Origin of the sequence: Bacillus sp. 1780r2a1 (assembly GCA_024134725.1) — a bacterium.
GTDB classification, from domain to species: domain Bacteria; phylum Bacillota; class Bacilli; order Bacillales; family Bacillaceae_H; genus Priestia; species Priestia aryabhattai_A.
Window position 1 is genome coordinate 3905333 of record CP099863.1, and the last position, 20077, is coordinate 3925409.

Here is a 20077-nt window from a genome sequence, read left to right on the forward strand (position 1 = left end):
AAATGTAAAGACAGTTGTAAACTGTTTAAGACTAATGTAAAGACATCTGTTAGAGGAGGACCTTATGAGTAATAACAACTTGTCTGAACGTCAGCTATTAAACATCGCCGGACTCGGGTGGCTATTTGATGCAATGGACGTAGGCATTCTTTCATTTATTATTGCAGCTCTACATACAGAATGGAACCTTACACCTAATGAAATGAGCTGGATTGGCAGTGTTAACTCCATCGGTATGGCTGTTGGAGCTCTTGTTTTTGGCTTGCTTGCAGATCGAATTGGCCGAAAATGGGTTTTTATTATCACGCTGCTACTCTTTTCGATTGCGAGCGGCTTGTCTGCTTTATCGACAACATTATGGGTATTTTTAATTTTACGATTTATTATCGGAATGGGACTAGGCGGGGAGCTTCCTGTTGCTTCGACACTAGTATCAGAAACTGTAGCTCCTGAACGACGAGGAAAAATTATTGTACTGCTAGAAAGCTTTTGGGCATACGGCTGGTTAGCTGCCGCACTCATCTCATACTTCGTCATCCCGAACTTCGGTTGGCAAATTGCACTATTAATTACCGCTTTACCTGCTTTTTACGCACTTTATTTGCGTATCAAACTTCCAGATTCTCCGAAGTTTACACAATCAATTGCAGAGAATAAGCCCTCCGTTTTAGATAATATTAAGCATGTATGGAGCAAAGACTATCGTAAACCAACCATAATGCTATGGATTCTTTGGTTTTGCGTTGTATTCTCCTACTACGGTATGTTCCTATGGTTACCAAGCGTTATGGTCATAAAAGGATTTAGCTTAATTAAAAGCTTCGAATACGTACTCATTATGACTCTTGCACAACTGCCGGGCTATTATACGGCGGCTTGGTTTATTGAAAGAATGGGACGAAAATTTGTATTAATCACCTATCTTATCGGAACAGCTGCAAGTGCATATTTCTTCGGAACTGCAGAGTCTCTTGCGTTATTACTTGCATCGGGAATGCTTTTATCCTTCTTTAACCTAGGTGCTTGGGGAGCTTTATATGCATATACGCCTGAACAATATCCAACCGTTATTCGTGGTACTGGCGCAGGAATGGCTGCTTCCTTTGGTAGAATTGGGGGAATTCTAGGGCCACTCCTTATTGGTTATTTAACAACCCAAGGCACTTCTCTGACTGTTATATTTGCCATTTTTGCAGGGGCAATCTTAATCGGAGTTGCATCGGTTATCTTCTTAGGATCTGAAACAAAACAAAAAGAATTAGCCTAATAAAAAAAGACGTTCTACATGAGAACGTCTTTTTTTATTATTCGCTTAGGTCAACATTATGATAGACCTGTTGAACGTCATCTAGGTCTTCAAGTGCATCAATCATTTTTTCAAACTGAGCTTTTGCATCTTCAGGCAACGTCACGTCGCTCTGAGCTAACATCACAATTTCTGCTACTGTAAACTCTGTAATACCAGCTTGTTTAAAAGCAGCTTGTACAGCGTGGAACTGATCTGGCTCAGCGTACACAATCACTGCATCTTCTTCTTCTAAAATATCGCGAGCGTCAACATCTGCTTCCATTAAAATCTCAAGAACTTCGTCGGATGATTTACCTTCCAGTCCAATAACAGCAGTTGCATCAAACATATAAGAAACAGATCCACTAACACCCATATTACCGCCGTTTTTACCAAAAGCAGCGCGAACGTCTGAAGCTGTTCGGTTTACATTGTTTGTTAATGCATCAACAATAACCATTGAACCGTTCGGGCCAAAACCTTCATAACGAAGCTCATCATAACTTTCTTCGCCGCCGCCTTTTGCTTTTTCAATTGCACGGTCAATGATAGCTTTTGGTACGTTATATGTTTTTGCTCGCTCTAAAACAACTTTTAGCGCTTGGTTTGCTTCTGGATCTGGCTCACCTTGTTTTGCTACTACATAAATTTCACGACCAAACTTAGCATAAATTCGACTTGTTTGAGCATCTTTTGACGCTTTCTTTTCTTTAATATTATTCCACTTACGACCCATATTTTTCACTCTCTTTCGAATGTATATCTATGTTAAAACATCAATCTGCCATCTTCTATTATACCGCAATTAATTTATTCGGCAATTCTTTCAGCACCATCATCATTCATCTTTACATGGTAAGAAATAAAAGCTACTACTATAAGGAATCAGCTCATATATTAAGCTAGAAGCCGCCTGATTTCCTACTTCAAAAAAGGATATCATTGGTATTAAAAATAATTAAGTGATAATATTATTTGTCTATAGCATTTTGAAAAAGATGCTTTTTTGACAACTGAATATTTCCCTATTTATTACATTTAGGAAGGATGATTTTCATGAAAACAGAAATACCTCAGCCTAAAACATACGGTCCACTCGGCAATGTACCTTTGCTCGATAAGAATACTCCCATCTTATCACTAATGAAATTAGCCGAAGAGTATGGTCCAATTTTTCGACTACAAGGTCCGATGGGTTCTTCTCTTGTTATTTCAGGGCATGAACTTGTAAAGGAAGTTTGTGATCAATCCAGGTTTGATAAAAGTGCTGAAGGTGCTTTAGCTAAAGTTAGAGCTTTTGGGGGGGACGGTTTGTTTACGAGTTGGACGCATGAACCGAACTGGCAAAAGGCACACAATATTTTAGCTCCAACCTTTAGTCAACGTGCAATGAAAGATTACCATTCTATGATGATTGATATTGCAGTTCAGCTTATTCAAAAGTGGGAACGTTTAAACCCAAATGACGAAGTTGACGTTCCAGAGGATATGACGAGACTCACCTTAGATACAATTGGTCTATGTGGATTCAACTATCGTTTTAACAGCTTCTATCGAGAGAGTTATCACCCGTTTGTAACAAATATGGCCCGTGCATTAGAAGAGTCAATGCATCAAACGCAGAGACTTGATATTCAAGACAAGCTAATGGTACGAACAAAAAAACAGTTTCAACAAGATATCCAAGCGATGTTTTCATTGGTTGATAATATCATCTCAGAACGCAAAAACCAAAATGGTCAAACATCCAAAGATTTATTGGCTCGCATGCTAACTGTTAAAGATCCAGAAACAGGTGAACTACTGGATGATGAAAACATTCGCTATCAAATTATTACGTTTTTAATTGCAGGTCACGAAACAACAAGTGGGTTACTTTCATTTGCGATTTACTACTTAATGAACAACCCTGATAAGTTGGAGAAAGCTTACAAAGAAGTCGATGCTATTTTGACAGATGAAGTACCTTCATACGAGCAAGTAGTAAAACTCAAATATATAAAAATGGTGTTAAATGAATCCCTTCGATTATGGCCAACCGCTCCAGCTTTTAATCTGTTTGCAAAAGAGGATACTCTAATAGGTGGTAAGTACCCTGTGCAAAAAGAAGGAGAGCGAATAACGGTGCTACTTCCGTCTTTGCACCGCGATAAGGATGCTTGGGGAGACGATGTAGAAGAATTTATTCCAGAGCGCTTTGAAGATCCTGAAAAAGTGCCACACCATGCCTTTAAACCTTTTGGAAATGGGCAACGAGCATGTATTGGTATGCAGTTTGCGCTTCATGAAGCCGCACTTGTACTTGGAATGCTATTAAAGAAATTTACATTTATTGACCATAATCATTACCAGCTAGACATTAAACAATCACTAACACTAAAGCCTAATGATTTTAAAATTGGAGTGCAAAAGCGAGCAGTAAATTTACAACCGGCTATAATAAAAGAACAAGACCAAAAAGAAGAAAAGCAAGAGCAAAAACAAGCAAAAATTATCGGGGCAAATAAACTACCTCTACTTGTGCTTTACGGATCCGATACGGGCACAGCCAAAGGTGTAGCCGAAGAGCTTGCAGAAGAAGCAAGCATTCACGGTGTGAAAGTAGAGACAGCGAGTTTGAATGACCACTCTCGATCTTTACCAAAAGAAGGTGCTGTTTTAATTGTCACTGCTTCTTATAACGGACAACCACCTAGCAATGCAGTTCAGTTTTTGAAATGGTTAGATGAAGCAGGAGCAAATGAACTTGAAGGCGTTACATATGCTATATTTGGCTGCGGAGACCGCAACTGGGCCAGCACTTATCAAGCAGTTCCAAGAGCAATTGACGAACTGCTTGCAAAAAAAGGCGCAACGCGTTTTTCAGAACGAGGAGAAGGTGATGTTAGCGGCGATTTTGAAGAAGAGTTTAGTACTTGGAAATCCACAATGTGGAAGTCAACAATAAGCACATTTGGATTAAAGGTAACGGAAAATTTAGAGAAAAAACAGGATTCCCTTCGCTTACAGTTCGTAAGTGGTCTAAATGTTTCACCGTTGGCACCTTCATACGAAGCAATCCAAGCAACTGTTATAGAAAATCGTGAACTGCAATCGCCTGCTAGTGATCGAAGCACGCGTGCTGTTGAGGTGCAGTTACCTGATGGAATGACGTATAAAGAAGGTGATCATTTAGGGGTCTTACCAAAAAACAGCCCAGCTCTCGTAGATCGTGTACTAAGAAGATTCCGTCTAAACGGAAGTGACCAAGTATTGCTAACAGCTACCGGACGCTCTGCAGTTCACTTACCGGTAGATCGTCCCGTATGCTTAGAGGATTTACTTAAATATAGTGTTGAGCTCCAAAGCGTCGCTACTCGTGCACAAATTCGTGAGCTTGCTTCTTTCACTGTTTGTCCACCGCATAAACATGAGCTTGAAGCTCTGCTTGAGGAAGGGACCTATCAAACAGAAGTATTGGCAAAGCGCATTTCAATGTTAGACTTTTTAGAGAAGTATGAAGCGTGCGAAATGCCGTTTGAACGTTTTTTAGAACAACTCCCAGCGCTCAAACCACGCTACTACTCTATTTCAAGTTCGCCACTTGTAAAAAAAGATACGCTTAGTATTACGGTTGGTGTTGTTGATTCACCTGCTTGGAGTGGTAACGGCTACTATAAAGGTATTGCTTCAACTTATTTAGCTGAATGTAGAGAAGGTAAAGAAATTACATGCTTTATCCGTACACCTCAATCGAACTTCCAGCTGCCAGAAAACAAAGAAACGCCTGTTATTATGGTCGGTCCTGGAACTGGCATTGCACCATTTAGAGGATTCTTACAGCAACGTCGCATGTTGAAACAACAAGGAACGAACCTTGGGGAAGCTCACCTTTACTTCGGATGCCGTCATCCAGAGCTTGACTATCTTTATCAAGAAGAGCTGGAACAATCTGAACAAGAACATCTTGTATCGGTCCATACAGCATTTTCTCGCTTAGAGAATCAAAAGAAAACATATGTACAGGACCTTATCAAGAAAGATGGAGATTACTTAATTTCACTGCTTGACCAAGGTGCTTACCTCTACGTTTGTGGAGATGGAAGCAAGATGGCTCCTGACGTTGAACAAACACTTTGCGAGGCTTATCAAAGCGTTCATAACGTAAGCGAGCAAAATGCTAGAGAATGGCTGAGTAACTTACAGGTAAACGGCCGCTATAACCAAGATGTTTGGTCTGGTGCATGATTTAGTTGCACATGAAAGCATCGAAAAAGAACCATAAAGTAAGTTTATGGTTCTTTTTCATATGTTCAAACAGCAGTAGTTTATGAACATCATATAATCGTTTTTATTCCTACACCAATCAGCATTAATCCTGTAGATTTTTGAAATACCTTTTGAACTCGTGGTTTTTCTAACCACCTTTTCACATACTCTATGATATAAACGACAACTAAAAACCAAATCACCGCTATTCCAGTCAGAATTAGACCTAAAACTATTAGTTGCTGATTTACATTTTCATTAATGTTAATGAACTGAGGCATAAATGTTATATAGACTAAGATCGTCTTTGGATTAAGAATATTGCTAATTGCTCCTTGCAAATAGGAATCTCTATAATAACGGTGTAATGAATGATGAGTTTGAGCATCATCTTCAACCTGAATTGATTTTAGTGAGACAATATCTTTATCTACAAACGCCTTCACGCCTAAATAAAATAAATATGCCGCTCCTAAATATTTAATTGCATTGAATAGAAATACGGATTGGGCAATAACAACTGACAAACCTAGAACTGCAACAGTCGTCCAGAAAGTAAGTCCTGTTGCCATTCCTAATATTGTATAGCGTCCAGCTTTTGCTCCGTGATTAAGCGTATTTTTCATAATAAGAATTGTATCTGCACCTGGAATCATAGACATAACAAGCGCCATTAAGATATAAGCAACTAAATTATCCATTTTACTCCTCCTTACTTTCTTCATTGCTTACTATCTTAGTAGAGCAATATCCCCTGTTAGGCTGTTTACCTTTTTTTTATCTCCGTATATGCCTAAACCAAAATAGCGATAATCGACTTTAGACATTGTTTGTAGCTTAGTAATATAATCTTCATATGTTTTACAACGTTGCGCAGCATCCGAGAAATCTACCACTATTAAGTCTAAGAATGGCTCTGTCATTGTCTTATCTTTTAGGTTACTGAGGAGTTCTGTAGTTCCTTTTAAAATGGGAATAGGCGCCTTCACAATACCTAAATGTTCAATACCCGAGCCATCTACCACATTATCCCCTATCATATCCGCTACTTTAGCTCCCAGTGTGACCCCTAATATTGCTGCGGTATTAGCAATTAAACCTAAGGGTAAATTCTCATCAATGACAAGCACACACTTTTTTTCACAATGACTCATTACCTGTCTCCTCTACTTCTAAAGATTTTCATATACTGCTTTGGCGTAAGGCCAATTAGCTTTTTAAAACACTTTGTTAAATGACTCTGATCACTAAAGCCAGTTAAAACAGCAGTCTCAATGGGCTTAATGCCTTGTTCTAACATGTGCTTTGCTTCATTTACTCGAATAGTTTCTAGATATCTATAAGGAGAAATTTTCTTTTGTTTAATGAAAGATCTCAGTAAGTGATATTTGCTCCAACCTATTAACGCACTTAAATCATTAAGAGTTATTGCCTTTTCATAATTTTCCTCTAAATAGTCACATACATCTTTAATTTCATGAGAGATTTCATGATTAGGTGCAACAACTTCAAGGTCAGAATATGCTTGGATTATTTCTTCTAATAAATGAAAAAGTAACTCTTCTTTTTTAAATTCCGTTTCTCCCTCTAGAATCTTCAGGTGTAACTCTTTTAAACTGTGTACAATCTCGCTTTGAAATAAAACGCTTTGATTGAAGATTGGAAGACGCTCGCTACCAGTAATCTCGAGCATTGCTTTGCTCATAACTTCTGACTTTACATTAATACAGCGATAGTCCAACGTTTTGTTATCTATTTGTTCGCAGCTATGTGTGTCATAAGGATTGAATAACAATAAGTCTCCAGGATTAATGGTATATTCATTCCCTCTACACTCCAGGTGACGCTGTCCTTTTTCAATAAAGCCGATGACATAATACTCATGAAAGTGCGCCGGAAACTTTTGCATAATTCCTTTAAACTGATAGGCTTCAATATTTAAATCCGGATCAAGATAAGCAGTTCGAATCTCATTTGACATGTAGCTACCCTCCTATAGTGTAATGAAAGTTTTAAAATAACATTTACTTTTATATTTTTCTTGTATGATGTTGCGCTTAATATAGATATTGCATTGTTAAATAAAAATTAAATGCGTTTCTAATAGCGTAATGATAAAAAAATTTAATTTGTAACACGAAGCCAGTTAACTAAATCTAAAATAAAAAAGAACCATAAAGTTGCAGCAAGTGCAGCTTTATGGTTCTTGTTATAAGTAAGGTTAGCCACCAAAATTATGTATTTGGTGGAGACGGTGGGAGTCGAACCCACGTCCAGAAATATCGCCACTTAAGCGTCTACGAGTGTAGTCAGCATATTCGCATTTCGCTCATTTATCTGCCTGCTGACAGGCGCCCAAAGAGCTAGTCTGATTAATCTCTTCCTTCGTCCTCAGACGGCGAACTCCGGCGTAGCCCACTTCAAGTGAGTCCCTTACCCTACCACATGGGCGATGGAGGGAGGAACCGCTAAGCTGTTATTAGGCAGCTAAAGCGAAGTTATTGTTAGATTTGCCAGTTATTATTGGCGTTGATGTTTTAACGAGGCCATCTCCTCGACTCGCAACCTAAGCTCGAACTATCCCTGTCGAATCCGTAACGTCCCCATTATGAAAAGGGAGTCGGAATGCGTAAGATTTTTCACTTACAGCAGATAGCGACTTGTGTTTGCAAAAAGTCATCTAACGAATAACTATTTTTATTATAGCACAAAACAAGTATTTTGCAATTGTAAAATAATGTAACTATTCTTTTTGACGATCGCGGAAAGCTCGCTCTATATCGCGCTTTGCTTCTTTGCGCTTTAAATCTTCACGCTTGTCATATTTCTTTTTACCCTTACCAAGACCTAGCAAAACTTTAGCAAAGCCATTTTTCAAATAAATTTTTAAAGGTACGAGTGAATACCCTGTTTCTTTAGTATAGCCAATTAATTTATTGATTTCACGCTTATGAAGTAAAAGCTTACGCGTACGCAACGGCTCGTGATTGTAACGGTTTCCTTGTTCATATGGACTAACGTGCATATTATGTAAGAATACTTCACCATTTTGAACGCGTGCAAATGAATCTTTTAAGTTTACGCGTCCGTTACGAATCGATTTTATTTCCGTTCCTTGTAGGACAATCCCTGTTTCGTACGTTTCTTCAATAAAATAGTCATGCCTTGCTTTTTTATTTTGAGCAACTACTTTCCCTTCACCTTTTGGCATCCTAACTTCTTCCCCCTTTAATCACTCTGCGCGTGTTTAGAAGCAGCCGTTAAGGCTGCTTCCATTCACTTATTTACGCTTCTTCTTTTTCTTTTTAAGATTTGGTGCGCCTTCAAAGAATCTTTTCTTTTTCTTCTTTTTCGGCTTTTGTGTTGTCCATTCGCCCTTTGAATCGTCCGCTTTATCTTTACGACGACCTCTACGGTTTCCTTTATCGTCCTTACGTGATTTTTGTTTCATGTTAATCACTTTTGGACGGTCTTTGGACAAACGCTTTTGACTAGTCTTCATGCCGACAATAACAAAGTCAATCGCACGCTCGTCTTTATTTACATCAGCAACTTTAATTTCGATCTCGTCCCCGATACGGAACACTTTTCCTGTTCTCTCACCAATCATTGCATAATGGCGTTCATCGTAGCGGTAATAGTCATCCGTTAAATCGCTAACATGCACAAGACCTTCAATTGTATTTGATAGCTCAACGAACATTCCAAAGTTTGTTACTGAGCTGATAATTCCGTCAAACGTTTCACCAATTTTATCTGCCATAAACTCGGCTTTTTTCATATCATCTGTTTCACGCTCTGCGTCAACTGATCTTCTTTCCATACTTGAAGAATGATCCGCAATTTCAGGAAGCTTTTCGCTCCATTTTTCTTGCGTTGCTTCATCGACTTGATTGTTGATTAAATACGTACGAATTAAGCGATGAACAATTAAATCTGGATAACGACGAATTGGAGACGTAAAATGCGTGTAGAACTCGGCTGATAGTCCAAAGTGACCAAGATTATCAGCTTGATATTTGGCTTGCTGCATCGAGCGTAACATTACTTTAGAGACGACCATCTCTTCTGGTGTTCCCGCCACGGCTTCTAAAATGTCCTGTAGCGCACGAGGATGAATGTCATTTCCAGTTCCTTTTACAGCATATCCAAAATTCGTAACAAATTCTAAAAATCGATTAAGCTTTTCTTCTTTTGGATCTTCATGAATACGATACATAAATGGAACGTTCATCCAGTGAAAATGCTCAGCCACTGTTTCATTTGCTGCTAACATAAACTCTTCAATCAATCTTTCTGATACAGAGCGCTCACGCAATACCACATCAGTTGGGTGACCATCATCATCAACTAATACTTTTGCCTCTTTAAAGTCAAAGTCGATGGCCCCTCGGTCCATACGCTTTTTACGAAGAATTTCTGCCAATTTTTCCATTCGTTCAAACATTGGAATCAGTTCTTCATAGCGAGCACGAACAGCTTCATCTTTGTCTGTTAAAATTTTATTAACATCGGAGTACGTCATTCGCTCAGTTGTTTTGATTACACTTTCAAAAATTTCATGATTAACAACTTCTCCGGCTGGCGTGATTTCCATTTCACAGGAAAGTGTTAACCGATTTACTTTTGGATTCAAGGAACAAATTCCGTTTGATAATCGGTGTGGAATCATTGGAATTACGCGGTCCACTAAGTAGATACTTGTTCCACGTTCAGCTGCTTCTACATCAATGGGTGAACCTTCTGTTACATAGTGACTAACGTCTGCAATATGAACACCTAACTTATAGTTGCCGTTTTCAAGCTCTGTCACCGTTACGGCGTCATCTAAGTCTTTAGCATCTGCGCCATCAATGGTAACAATCACTTGATCTCGTAGATCTCGACGACCTTTTATTTCGTCTTCTGAAATCGTTTCAGGTGTACTAATTGCTTGTTCTAAAGCATCTCCAGGAAATTCTTGTGGAAGACCATATTTATGAATAACTGAGATAATGTCGACACCAGGATCATTTTTATGACCTAAAATCTGTACAATTTTCCCTTCAGCATTCATGCGGCCCTCAGGATAGCTTGTTAGCTCTACCACAACTTTGTGTCCTTCTGCCGCTCCGTTGCGTGCACCCTTAGGAATAAAGATATCTCCGGCAACCTTTTTATCATCTGCAATAACAAACCCAAAGTTTTTACTTTCTGTGTACGTTCCAACAATCTGTTGTGTACCACGTTCAATAATTTTAACAATGGTTCCTTCACGGCGATTACCAGAGGACTCTGACAGCACACGAGCCAATACAATGTCTCCATGCATTGCATTATTTGTCTCCGTGGGTGGAATGAAAATATCATCTGCTCCTTGCTCTTCTGGAACAACAAACGCAAACCCTTTGGCATGCCCCGTTACTTTTCCTTTAACGAAATTCATTCTTTCGGGTACACCATATCGATTGTTTCTTGCTCGAATTATAAGACCTTGTTCTTCCATAATCACAAGAGCTTTTACAAAATCTTTAAACTCAGCCGAATCTTCAATCCCAAATTCTTTCTCTAATTCTTGGACCGTTAAAGGTTTATACGTTTCTTCTTTCATGAACGTCAACAAACGGTCAATGTACTGTTGGATTTCTTGTTCCATGTCTTTCCCTCCTTTTCGTTGTGCTTATCAATAACACCATTTATTGAAAATAGCATTTATGCATCTTCATTTTTTAATTAGCCTTTTACCAATCTAATGCTTCTAAGAATTGATAAACATCTTCATGCAGCTGATCTCTTTCCTTATCTAACGTAATAGCATGACCTGATTCTTCATACCATTTAATATTTTTCACAGGTGACTCAACATTATTATAAATAATATTTGCACTATCTGTATTAATCATATGATCATTACGCGCTTGTACAACAAATGTTGGTGCATAAATCATATCAACAGAGTCCCTAACTTCGGAAATTAGTCCTTGTAGTGCGTTTAACGTATTCATTGGTGTTTTCTTGAATTCTTCCATCTCTTGCTGGATTTGATCTTCAGATTTCCCTTCACGCTTTTTATATTCGCGAGCGTACTCTAAAACACCTTCATACATAATTTCTTCACTTTTGATATACATAGGCGCACACATTGGAACAATACCCTTTATAGGTACAGTGTAACCTAATTTAAGCGAAAATACGCCACCAAGTGATAACCCAACCGCTGCAATGCTTTCATGACCACGATCTTTTAAGAACTGGTAGCCATCCATTACGTCTTTCCACCAATCTTCAGGGCCTGTATGTACTAATTCTTCAGGTGCTACTCCATGTCCTTTATAATGAGGTGCATGGCACGTATATCCTTTCTTTTCCAAGAAACGTCCAAGCATACGAACATCTGCTGAATTACCTGTAAAGCCGTGCAGTAACAATACGGCTTTCTCTCCACCTTCAAAAGTAAATGGTTTTGGTTGTGCAATTTTCATTTCAATTAACTCCTTTTTTCTATAATGTCTACAACTAGGAAGGAATCAGTCATTTTTTTATGTGATATGTCTCACACAACGTGACCTAATCATTGTGCTTGTCTATGTAATGCCATTTGCTCAAGCAAAATGGAATCTTTTTCATTAAACATCCATTATATCATTACATGAATTTAAAGTTAAAGAATTGAACACTTATGAAAAATACCACCTGATGTATACAACTTGGCACATACCAAATTCGTATACATCAGGTGGTATTTACAAACGAACTTACAGTTGAAAATATGATACCGCAAGCGTTAATAAGAAAAACAGCACGGATAATACAACCGTTAAACGGTGCAGTACTAAATCAAGTCCACGCGCTTTTTGCTTACCGAATAATGTTTCAGCACCACCTGAAATTGCTCCAGATAAGCCAGTGGATTTGCTTGTTTGAAGAACAACAACCACGATTAGCGCAATTGAAACAATAACTAGCAGCGTGATAAGAAATGGATGCATATGCTACCTCCTGTAGATAAGGAAAATAAATTGTTGCTATCTATACAAAATATTTTTATATGCTAAAAATCAGACTACTTTAAAGTAAATTTATCATAAAATGACTATTGGTACAAGTCAGTACAATAAAAAAAGATGGATGAAAGCTTTCATCCATCTTTTTTATCAATCATATAACTTATTTCTTTAAGTTATAGAAAGATTTAGCACCATCGTATACAGCTAGAGCACCTAACTCGTCTTCAATACGTAGTAATTGGTTGTATTTCGCAATACGGTCTGTACGAGACATAGAACCAGTTTTGATTTGGCCAGCGTTTGTTGCAACAGCGATATCAGCGATTGTTGCATCTTCAGTTTCACCAGAACGGTGAGAAACTACAGCTGTGTAACCAGCGCGTTTAGCCATTTCAATTGCTTCAAATGTTTCAGTTAATGTACCGATTTGGTTAACTTTGATAAGGATAGAGTTACCTACACCTTGTTCGATACCTTGAGCAAGCTTCTTCGTATTTGTTACGAATAAATCGTCACCAACAAGTTGTACTTTACCACCGATACGATCAGTTAAAAGTTTGTGACCATCCCAGTCATTTTCGTCTAAACCGTCTTCGATTGAAACGATTGGGAATTCGTTAACTAATTCTTCGTAGAAGTCTACCATTTCAGCAGAAGTTAAACCGTTGCGGCCTTCTCCAGCTAAATCGTATTTACCAGTTTCTTTGTTGAAGAATTCAGAAGAAGCAACGTCCATACCTAATTGGATGTCTTGACCAGCTTTGTAGCCAGCTTTTTCGATTGCTTCAACGATTACTTCTAATGCTTCACGGTTAGAACCAAGGTTTGGAGCGAATCCACCTTCGTCACCTACAGCTGTGTTTAAGCCTTTTGCAGATAATACAGCTTTTAACGCGTGGAATACTTCAGCACCCATACGGATTGCTTCTTTAAATGTAGGAGCTCCTACAGGTAAGATCATGAATTCTTGGAAGTCAACGTTGTTATCAGCATGAGAACCGCCGTTGATGATGTTCATCATTGGAGTTGGTAATTGCTTAGCGTTGAATCCACCAAGGTAACGGTATAATGGAAGACCTACGAAGTCAGCTGCTGCATGAGCTACTGCCATAGATACACCAAGGATAGCGTTAGCACCTAGTTTACCTTTATTTTCAGTACCATCTAGCTCGATCATAAGGCGGTCGATACCGATTTGGTCAGTTGCGTCCATACCTACTAATTCAGGAGCGATGATTTCGTTTACGTTTTCAACTGCTTTTAATACACCTTTACCTAGGTAACGAGATTTGTCACCATCACGTAGTTCTACTGCTTCGTGTTCACCAGTAGAAGCACCACTTGGTACGATTGCGCGTCCGAAAGCGCCTGACTCAGTGTATACTTCAACTTCAACTGTTGGGTTACCGCGAGAATCTAATACTTCGCGTGCATAAATGTCAAGAATTGTTGGCATTTTAAAACTCTCCTTTAAAAATCAATTATTTAATTAATGTTTTACCTGTCATTTCTTTTGGCTGAGCTACATCTAAAAGGTTAAGCATTGTAGGAGCTAAGTCACCTAGAATACCATCTTCACGAAGCTCTACGCCTTGCTTTGTTACGATAACTGGAACTGGATTTGTTGTATGAGCCGTCATTGGGTTACCTTCAAGCGTTACAACTTCATCAGAGTTACCATGGTCTGCTGTGATGATTGCTGTACCACCTTTAGCTAAAATCGCATCCACAATTTTACCTAGGCATTCATCGACTGTCTCAATTGCTTTAACTGTTGGCTCTAACATACCAGAGTGTCCAACCATATCTGGGTTTGCAAAGTTTAAAATAATAGCATCTTGCTTGTCCCCTTCGATTTCTGCAAGCAACGCGTCCGTCACCTCATAAGCACTCATCTCAGGTTTTAAATCGTATGTTGCTACTTTTGGTGAATCGATTAAGATTCGCTTTTCACCAGGAAACTCTGCTTCACGTCCACCGCTCATAAAGAACGTTACGTGTGGGTATTTTTCTGTTTCTGCAATACGAAGCTGCTTTAAGTTGTTTTGAGATAATACTTCACCAAGCGTATTATCCAAGTTAACAGGCTTGAAAGCTACATATCCGTTAACTGTTTCACTAAAGTGAGTTAAGCATACGAAATGTAAGTTTTTCGGATGTTTTTCACCGCGATCAAACGAGCGGAAGTCTTCGTTTGCAAACGTATTTGAAATTTGAATTGCACGATCAGGACGGAAGTTATAGAAAATAACTGCATCTTCGTCTTTGATTGTCGCAACAGGTGAACCGTCTTCTTTTGTAATAACAGAAGGTAAGACGAATTCGTCGTATACGCCGTTTTCGTAAGAGTCTTTTACGCACTCTTCTGGGCTTGTATAAGATGGACCTTCACCGTAAACCATTGCGCGATAAGCTTTTTCAACGCGCTCCCAGCGTTTGTCACGGTCCATTGAGTAGTAACGTCCTGAAAGTGTTGCAATTTCCCCAACGCCGTACTCTTCAATTTTTTCATTTAATTCTTTTAAATACTGCTCGGCAGATTGAGGTGCTACGTCACGACCATCTAAGAAACCGTGGATATACACTTTCTCTAGACCTTCTTTTTTCGCTAAGCGAAGAAGAGCATATAGATGCTCGATGTGACTGTGAACACCACCGTCCGATAAAAGTCCGAAAAGATGAAGGCTTGTACCTTTTTCTTTTGCGTGCTTCACCGCAGCTACAAGCGTTTCGTTTTTCTCAAACTCACCTTCGCGAATTGCTACATTCACGCGTGTTAAGCTTTGATAAACAATACGACCTGCACCGATATTTAAGTGTCCTACTTCCGAGTTACCCATTTGGCCTTCTGGTAGACCTACAGCTTCACCTGATGCTTGAAGCGTCGCATGTGGAAACTCGTTCCAGTAACGATCGAAGTTTGGTTTTTTTGCATGTTTAACTGCATTACCTTTTTCTTCATCACGTAATGCAAAACCATCTAAGATGATTAATGCTGTTGGTTTCTTGCTCATTACTTACCAGCCTCCAAAAGCTGTAAGAATGAAGAAGCTTCTAAGCTTGCTCCACCTACTAAAGCACCGTCGATGTCTGATTGAGACATGTATTCTTTAATATTAGCAGGCTTTACGCTTCCGCCGTATTGAATACGAACTGCATCTGCTACGTCTTGAGAGAATTGCTCTGCTACTACGCTGCGGATATAAGCACAAACTTCGTTTGCACCTTCTGCAGTTGAAGATTTCCCTGTACCGATTGCCCAGATTGGCTCATAAGCAATAACAACTTGTTTCGCTTGCTCGTCAGTTAAACCAGCTAACGCTTTTTGTACTTGGTTAGCTACAACTGTTTTTGTTTGATCTTGCTCATACTCTTCATTTGTTTCACCGCAACAAACGATTGGTGTTAAACCATGTTTGAATGAAGCGATCGTTTTTTGATTTACTGTTTCGTCAGTTTCAGCGAACATTTCGCGACGCTCAGAGTGACCTAAGATTACATAGTTCACGCCTAAGTCAGCTAGTGCAACTGGGCTTACTTCTCCAGTGAATGCTCCGCTTTCTTCAAAGTGCATGTTTTGTGCACCAATTTTTAAGTCTGTACCTTTAGTTGCTTCTACTAAGCGATCTAAAAATAATGCTGGAGCACATACTACTGATTCTACGCTCTCAGGAGATGGTACTGCTCCTTTTACTTCTTCTACAAAGCTTGTTGCTTCTGAAAGCACTTTGTTCATTTTCCAGTTTCCTGCAATGATTGGTTTACGCATGTGTAACACCGTCCTTTGTTTATTGTTGGTTTCCCTTCACTCACGTTGGATCAAAAAGAGGGTGCTGTTAAAAAGAGGTCGGTCCACACTCTTTTTATCTCTTTTATTTCCTACTCGTTACTCTTTTGATGTTCGTTTTTAGCATCAGTTTTCAGGTCGGTCCTCCATCCAACTGTTACGTTCAACTTACTTATCGTTTAGAGCAACTACGCCTGGAAGTTCTTTACCTTCCATAAACTCTAGTGACGCACCGCCACCTGTAGAAATATGGCTCATTTTATCAGCTAAACCAAATTTCTCAACAGCTGCAGCAGAGTCTCCTCCACCGATTACTGAATATGTGTCAGTTGCTTCAGCTAAAGCTTCCGCTACTGCTTTTGTACCATTAGCGAATGCATCTAGTTCAAATACACCCATTGGTCCATTCCAGATAACTAGCTTAGAATTTTTGATTACGTCAGCATAGATTTCACGCGTTTTTGGTCCCGCATCTAAACCTTCCCAATCGCTTGGAATGTTCTCAATTGATACCACTTGAGTGTTTGCATCATTTGAGAAGTCATCTGCTACTACCACGTCTACTGGCATGTAGAAGTTAACACCATTTTTCTTTGCTTTATCCATGAACGATTTTGCAAGATCAATCTTATCTTCTTCAAGAAGAGATTTACCTACTTCATGGCCTAGTGCCTTAATAAATGTGTAAGAAAGTCCTCCACCGATAATTAGGTTATCTACTTTATCAAGCAGATTATCAATTACATCGATTTTGTCTTTAACTTTTGCTCCACCAACAATTGCAGTGAATGGACGTTCTGGATTTGATAATGCTTTAGAAAGCACATCAAGTTCTTTTTCCATTAAGAAACCTGCTACTGCTGGGATATGGTGAGCAATTCCTTCAGTTGAAGCATGTGCACGGTGAGCAGCACCGAATGCATCATTTACGTAAACGTCTGCTAATTCAGCAAATGCTTTTGCTAACTCAGCATCATTTTTCTCTTCACCTGGGTAGAAACGTACGTTTTCAAGTACTAAAACATCGCCTTCGTTCATGCCGTCGATTGTTTTTTGTACATTTTCGCCAAAAGCTTCGTCAGCTTTTGCTACGTCTTTACCTAAAAGAGCCTGTAAACGCTCTGCAACAGCAGTTAAACGTAATTCTTCAACTACTTCGCCTTTTGGACGTCCAAGATGGCTAGCTAAAATTACTTTTGCACCTTGTTCTACTAGGTGTTGAATAGTAGGAAGAGCTGCACGAATACGAGTTTCATCTGTTACTTTTCCGTCTTTCATTGGTACGTTAAAGTCTACGCGACAAAATACTCGCTTTCCTTTTACATCGATGTCTTTCAACGTTTTTTTGTTCATCGTCAAAAGGCCTCCTTAAGTATTATGGGTACTAAGCAAGTAGGCTTCTATGTAAATCATAATATAGCTGGCTGCAGTAATTTTTCATACATTGGCGCCTTACAATATGAAAAATTCCGCAACTAGCAATAAGATGATGTTTATGCTTTAGAAGCCGATACATAAATCAAGGAAGAGGGGGGGTTCCCCTCTCTTCCTTAGCAAGTCTTATTATAGTATTTCTCATTTAAGATATCCAATAAAAAACAAAATAGTACCTTATGGGATATCTATCCAACTATGACTAAAGAGTCGCTTTCGCTTTTCTTATAGTCCTTTAGCAGCGATGTATTGAGCTAAGTCTACTACACGGTTAGAGTATCCGCTCTCGTTATCGTACCAAGAGATAACTTTTACCATGTTACCTTCCATTACCATTGTAGATAATGCGTCGATTGTAGAAGAGTTGATGTTACCGTTGTAGTCACCAGATACTAGTGGCTCTTCGCTGTAACCAAGGATACCTTTAAGATCGCCTTCAGCAGCTTCTTTAAGAGCGTTGTTTACATCTTCAACAGTTACTTCTTTGTCAAGTTCAGCAACTAGGTCTACTAGAGAAACGTTTGGAGTTGGAACACGCATAGCTCCACCGTTTAATTTACCTTTTAATTCAGGTAACACTAGAGATACAGCTTTAGCAGCACCAGTTGAAGTTGGGATGATGTTCTCAGCTGCTGCACGAGCACGACGGTAATCTTTATGTGGTAAGTCTAAGATTTGTTGGTCATTTGTGTAAGAGTGAACTGTTGTCATCATTCCACGTTTAAGACCGAACTTGTCGTTTAATACTTTAGCGAATGGCGCTAAGCAGTTAGTTGTACAAGAAGCGTTTGAAATTACGTTATGGTTAGCTGCATCGTATTTGTCTTCGTTAACACCCATTACGATTGTGATGTCTTCATCGCTTGCTGGAGCAGAGATGATTACTTTTTTAGCTCCTGCTTCTAAGTGCTTAGCAGCGTCAGCGCGTTTAGTGAAGAATCCAGTAGATTCAACAACGATATCTACGCCTTGTTTACCCCAAGATAATTGAGCTGGGTCACGCTCAGCAGAGATTTCGATTGTTTTACCATTTACTACTAAATTGTTGCCATCTACTACTACTTCTGCATCTAATTTACCGTGTACAGAATCATATTTTAAAAGATGAGCAAGCATGTTAGCGTCAGTTAAGTCGTTAATTGCTACTACCTCAACGTTATCGTTTTTTAAAGCTGCGCGGAATACGTTACGGCCGATACGACCAAATCCGTTAATACCAATTTTTACTACCATGGGTATTTCCTCCTTGAATGTAAAAAGTATTTTTTATAATCAGGGATTAATTAAAATCCCTTACTAACTCTTTTGCAGCACCTTCATCTGTAATGAGAATCGAATGATGTGCTTGTTGCATAAATGCTCGAATTGCCTTTGCCTTCGAAGAACCACCTGCTACTGCGATGACACATTTATTGTTCTTTAAATCATCGAGTTGTATGCCAACTGTTTTCACTTTATGAACAACTTCTCCTTTTTGATTGAAGTAGTATCCAAAAGCTTCACCAACAGCATGTCCTTTTTTGACTTTTTCTAAGTCTTCTGAAGATGTCCTTCGACGCTCCGCCATTGTCATAGCGTCTCCTATTCCATGAACAACCATACTTGCTGACTTAATTAATTGAATCATCTCCCGAATGGAAGGTTCACCTACAATTGACTTGTAGGCTTCGTCACTTAGCTGGTCTGGCACATGAAGAAGACGATACTGACCTATCGATTTTTCAGCCATTTTTGCGCAAATAGTGTTCGCTTGGTTTTGAACATTTTCACCAAGCCCACCACGAGCTGGCACAAATAGAACATCAGGGTGCTTAATATCGGGTGTCATCATATTAGCAACAGCGGCAAGCGTTGTACCACCTGTAACAGCGACAATCTTTTTGGAATCAACAAGGCGCTCTTTGATGCACGACACAGCAGCTCTACCCATTTCGTTTTTAACAAAAAGTGAAGAATCGCTATCTCCAGAAACAACAACGACTTCTGCTAAAGAAAAAGTCTCTTTTAATGTTGTTTCCAATAATCGAAGTCCTGAAACTTCTTTCATTACGATTTCTAAATCGTGTAGCAGTAGCTCACCTTCTGTGGTAAGTGTCATTCCAGTTGTCTGCACATCGATTAAATCTTGCTCTTTCAAGAATGTAACCTCACTGCGTAACACACGCTCTGTTAATCCTAAACTAACAGCTAAGTTGCGTCTACCGATTGGTTGCATTAGACGTATGTACTGCAAGATTTGATATCGCTTTTGCATAACAGATAGAAGTTCAGGCAATAATTTTCGTTGTACTTCTATTAATGAACGCATGTTTAAATCTCCTTAAGGTGCAAGCT

General features: G+C 39.0%; 16 protein-coding genes and 1 other RNA gene. 2 read left to right on the plus strand and 15 right to left on the minus strand.

The window, feature by feature from the left end:
- The first annotated feature begins 64 nt into the window (after positions 1-64).
- Positions 65-1267 (plus strand): MFS transporter, encoded by a 1203-nt coding sequence (locus NIZ91_19795; protein USY54915.1) that lies wholly within the window; start codon positions 65-67, stop codon positions 1265-1267.
- Between the two features lie 37 nt (positions 1268-1304).
- Here the strand turns inward: NIZ91_19795 and NIZ91_19800 are convergent, their stop codons facing one another.
- On the minus strand, positions 1305-2024 hold the full coding sequence (locus NIZ91_19800) for a YebC/PmpR family DNA-binding transcriptional regulator (GenBank protein ID USY54916.1): 720 nt from the start codon (positions 2022-2024) through the stop codon (positions 1305-1307).
- A gap of 320 nt (positions 2025-2344) precedes the next feature.
- Here NIZ91_19800 and NIZ91_19805 point away from each other — a divergent pair, with 320 nt between their 5' ends.
- Complete coding sequence (locus NIZ91_19805; protein ID USY54917.1) at positions 2345-5515, plus strand: bifunctional cytochrome P450/NADPH--P450 reductase; 3171 nt, start codon at positions 2345-2347, stop codon at positions 5513-5515.
- An 89-nt stretch (positions 5516-5604) separates the two neighbouring features.
- Here the strand turns inward: NIZ91_19805 and NIZ91_19810 are convergent, their stop codons facing one another.
- The 14 genes from NIZ91_19810 to NIZ91_19875 all read right to left on the minus strand — a co-directional run bounded on the left by NIZ91_19810 (position 5605) and on the right by NIZ91_19875 (position 20051).
- The gene (locus NIZ91_19810; GenBank protein ID USY54918.1) at positions 5605-6237 is read right to left on the minus strand and encodes a homoserine/threonine efflux transporter; all 633 of its coding nucleotides are present in this window, start codon (positions 6235-6237) and stop codon (positions 5605-5607) included.
- 30 nt (positions 6238-6267) lie between these two features.
- Positions 6268-6690 (minus strand): DUF2000 domain-containing protein, encoded by a 423-nt coding sequence (locus NIZ91_19815; protein USY54919.1) that lies wholly within the window; start codon positions 6688-6690, stop codon positions 6268-6270.
- The gene (locus NIZ91_19820; GenBank protein USY54920.1) at positions 6690-7517 is read right to left on the minus strand and encodes an AraC family transcriptional regulator; all 828 of its coding nucleotides are present in this window, start codon (positions 7515-7517) and stop codon (positions 6690-6692) included. Before NIZ91_19820 ends, NIZ91_19815 begins: the two co-directional genes overlap by 1 nt.
- Before the next feature lie 262 nt (positions 7518-7779).
- Positions 7780-8141, minus strand: a transfer-messenger RNA (tmRNA) gene (ssrA, locus tag NIZ91_19825).
- A gap of 138 nt (positions 8142-8279) precedes the next feature.
- Positions 8280-8747, minus strand: a complete 468-nt coding sequence (smpB, locus tag NIZ91_19830; GenBank protein ID USY54921.1) for an SsrA-binding protein SmpB — start codon at positions 8745-8747, stop codon at positions 8280-8282.
- A gap of 69 nt (positions 8748-8816) precedes the next feature.
- Positions 8817-11171 (minus strand): ribonuclease R, encoded by a 2355-nt coding sequence (gene rnr / locus NIZ91_19835; protein ID USY54922.1) that lies wholly within the window; start codon positions 11169-11171, stop codon positions 8817-8819.
- 85 nt (positions 11172-11256) lie between these two features.
- On the minus strand, positions 11257-11997 hold the full coding sequence (locus NIZ91_19840; protein ID USY54923.1) for a carboxylesterase: 741 nt from the start codon (positions 11995-11997) through the stop codon (positions 11257-11259).
- Between the two features lie 273 nt (positions 11998-12270).
- On the minus strand, positions 12271-12504 hold the full coding sequence (secG, locus tag NIZ91_19845; GenBank protein USY54924.1) for a preprotein translocase subunit SecG: 234 nt from the start codon (positions 12502-12504) through the stop codon (positions 12271-12273).
- A gap of 178 nt (positions 12505-12682) precedes the next feature.
- Positions 12683-13978: a phosphopyruvate hydratase gene (gene eno / locus NIZ91_19850; protein ID USY54925.1), complete on the minus strand. Its 1296-nt coding sequence runs from the start codon at positions 13976-13978 to the stop codon at positions 12683-12685.
- A 25-nt stretch (positions 13979-14003) separates the two neighbouring features.
- Positions 14004-15536 carry a 2,3-bisphosphoglycerate-independent phosphoglycerate mutase gene (gpmI, locus tag NIZ91_19855; protein USY54926.1) on the minus strand — a complete coding sequence of 511 codons (1533 nt, stop codon included), beginning with the start codon at positions 15534-15536 and terminating at the stop codon, positions 14004-14006.
- On the minus strand, positions 15536-16291 hold the full coding sequence (tpiA, locus tag NIZ91_19860; GenBank protein USY54927.1) for a triose-phosphate isomerase: 756 nt from the start codon (positions 16289-16291) through the stop codon (positions 15536-15538). The genes gpmI and tpiA overlap by 1 nt, the downstream gene beginning before the upstream one ends.
- Before the next feature lie 186 nt (positions 16292-16477).
- A complete protein-coding gene (locus NIZ91_19865; GenBank protein USY54928.1) occupies positions 16478-17662 on the minus strand; it encodes a phosphoglycerate kinase in 1185 nt (394 codons plus the stop codon).
- A gap of 306 nt (positions 17663-17968) precedes the next feature.
- A complete protein-coding gene (gene gap / locus NIZ91_19870; protein ID USY54929.1) occupies positions 17969-18976 on the minus strand; it encodes a type I glyceraldehyde-3-phosphate dehydrogenase in 1008 nt (335 codons plus the stop codon).
- Positions 18977-19022: 46 nt separating this feature from the next.
- Positions 19023-20051, minus strand: a complete 1029-nt coding sequence (locus tag NIZ91_19875; protein ID USY54930.1) for a hypothetical protein — start codon at positions 20049-20051, stop codon at positions 19023-19025.
- Between the last annotated feature and the right edge of the window lie 26 nt (positions 20052-20077).

What these genes read in the sequence shown, in the direction of transcription:
- NIZ91_19810 (USY54918.1), bottom strand. Translation starts at nt 6,237, where the DNA reads ATGGATAATTTAGTTGCTTATATCTTAATGGCGCTTGTTATGTCTATG.
- smpB (USY54921.1), bottom strand. Translation starts at nt 8,747, where the DNA reads ATGCCAAAAGGTGAAGGGAAAGTAGTTGCTCAAAATAAAAAAGCAAGG.
- NIZ91_19840 (USY54923.1), bottom strand. Translation starts at nt 11,997, where the DNA reads ATGAAAATTGCACAACCAAAACCATTTACTTTTGAAGGTGGAGAGAAA.
- eno (USY54925.1), bottom strand. Translation starts at nt 13,978, where the DNA reads ATGCCAACAATTCTTGACATTTATGCACGCGAAGTATTAGATTCTCGC.
- NIZ91_19875 (USY54930.1), bottom strand. Translation starts at nt 20,051, where the DNA reads ATGCGTTCATTAATAGAAGTACAACGAAAATTATTGCCTGAACTTCTA.
- NIZ91_19865 (USY54928.1), bottom strand. Translation starts at nt 17,662, where the DNA reads ATGAACAAAAAAACGTTGAAAGACATCGATGTAAAAGGAAAGCGAGTA.
- secG (USY54924.1), bottom strand. Translation starts at nt 12,504, where the DNA reads ATGCATCCATTTCTTATCACGCTGCTAGTTATTGTTTCAATTGCGCTA.
- NIZ91_19795 (USY54915.1), top strand. Translation starts at nt 65, where the DNA reads ATGAGTAATAACAACTTGTCTGAACGTCAGCTATTAAACATCGCCGGA.
- NIZ91_19805 (USY54917.1), top strand. Translation starts at nt 2,345, where the DNA reads ATGAAAACAGAAATACCTCAGCCTAAAACATACGGTCCACTCGGCAAT.
- rnr (USY54922.1), bottom strand. Translation starts at nt 11,171, where the DNA reads ATGGAACAAGAAATCCAACAGTACATTGACCGTTTGTTGACGTTCATG.
- tpiA (USY54927.1), bottom strand. Translation starts at nt 16,291, where the DNA reads ATGCGTAAACCAATCATTGCAGGAAACTGGAAAATGAACAAAGTGCTT.
- NIZ91_19800 (USY54916.1), bottom strand. Translation starts at nt 2,024, where the DNA reads ATGGGTCGTAAGTGGAATAATATTAAAGAAAAGAAAGCGTCAAAAGAT.
- gap (USY54929.1), bottom strand. Translation starts at nt 18,976, where the DNA reads ATGGTAGTAAAAATTGGTATTAACGGATTTGGTCGTATCGGCCGTAAC.
- NIZ91_19815 (USY54919.1), bottom strand. Translation starts at nt 6,690, where the DNA reads ATGAGTCATTGTGAAAAAAAGTGTGTGCTTGTCATTGATGAGAATTTA.
- NIZ91_19820 (USY54920.1), bottom strand. Translation starts at nt 7,517, where the DNA reads ATGTCAAATGAGATTCGAACTGCTTATCTTGATCCGGATTTAAATATT.
- gpmI (USY54926.1), bottom strand. Translation starts at nt 15,536, where the DNA reads ATGAGCAAGAAACCAACAGCATTAATCATCTTAGATGGTTTTGCATTA.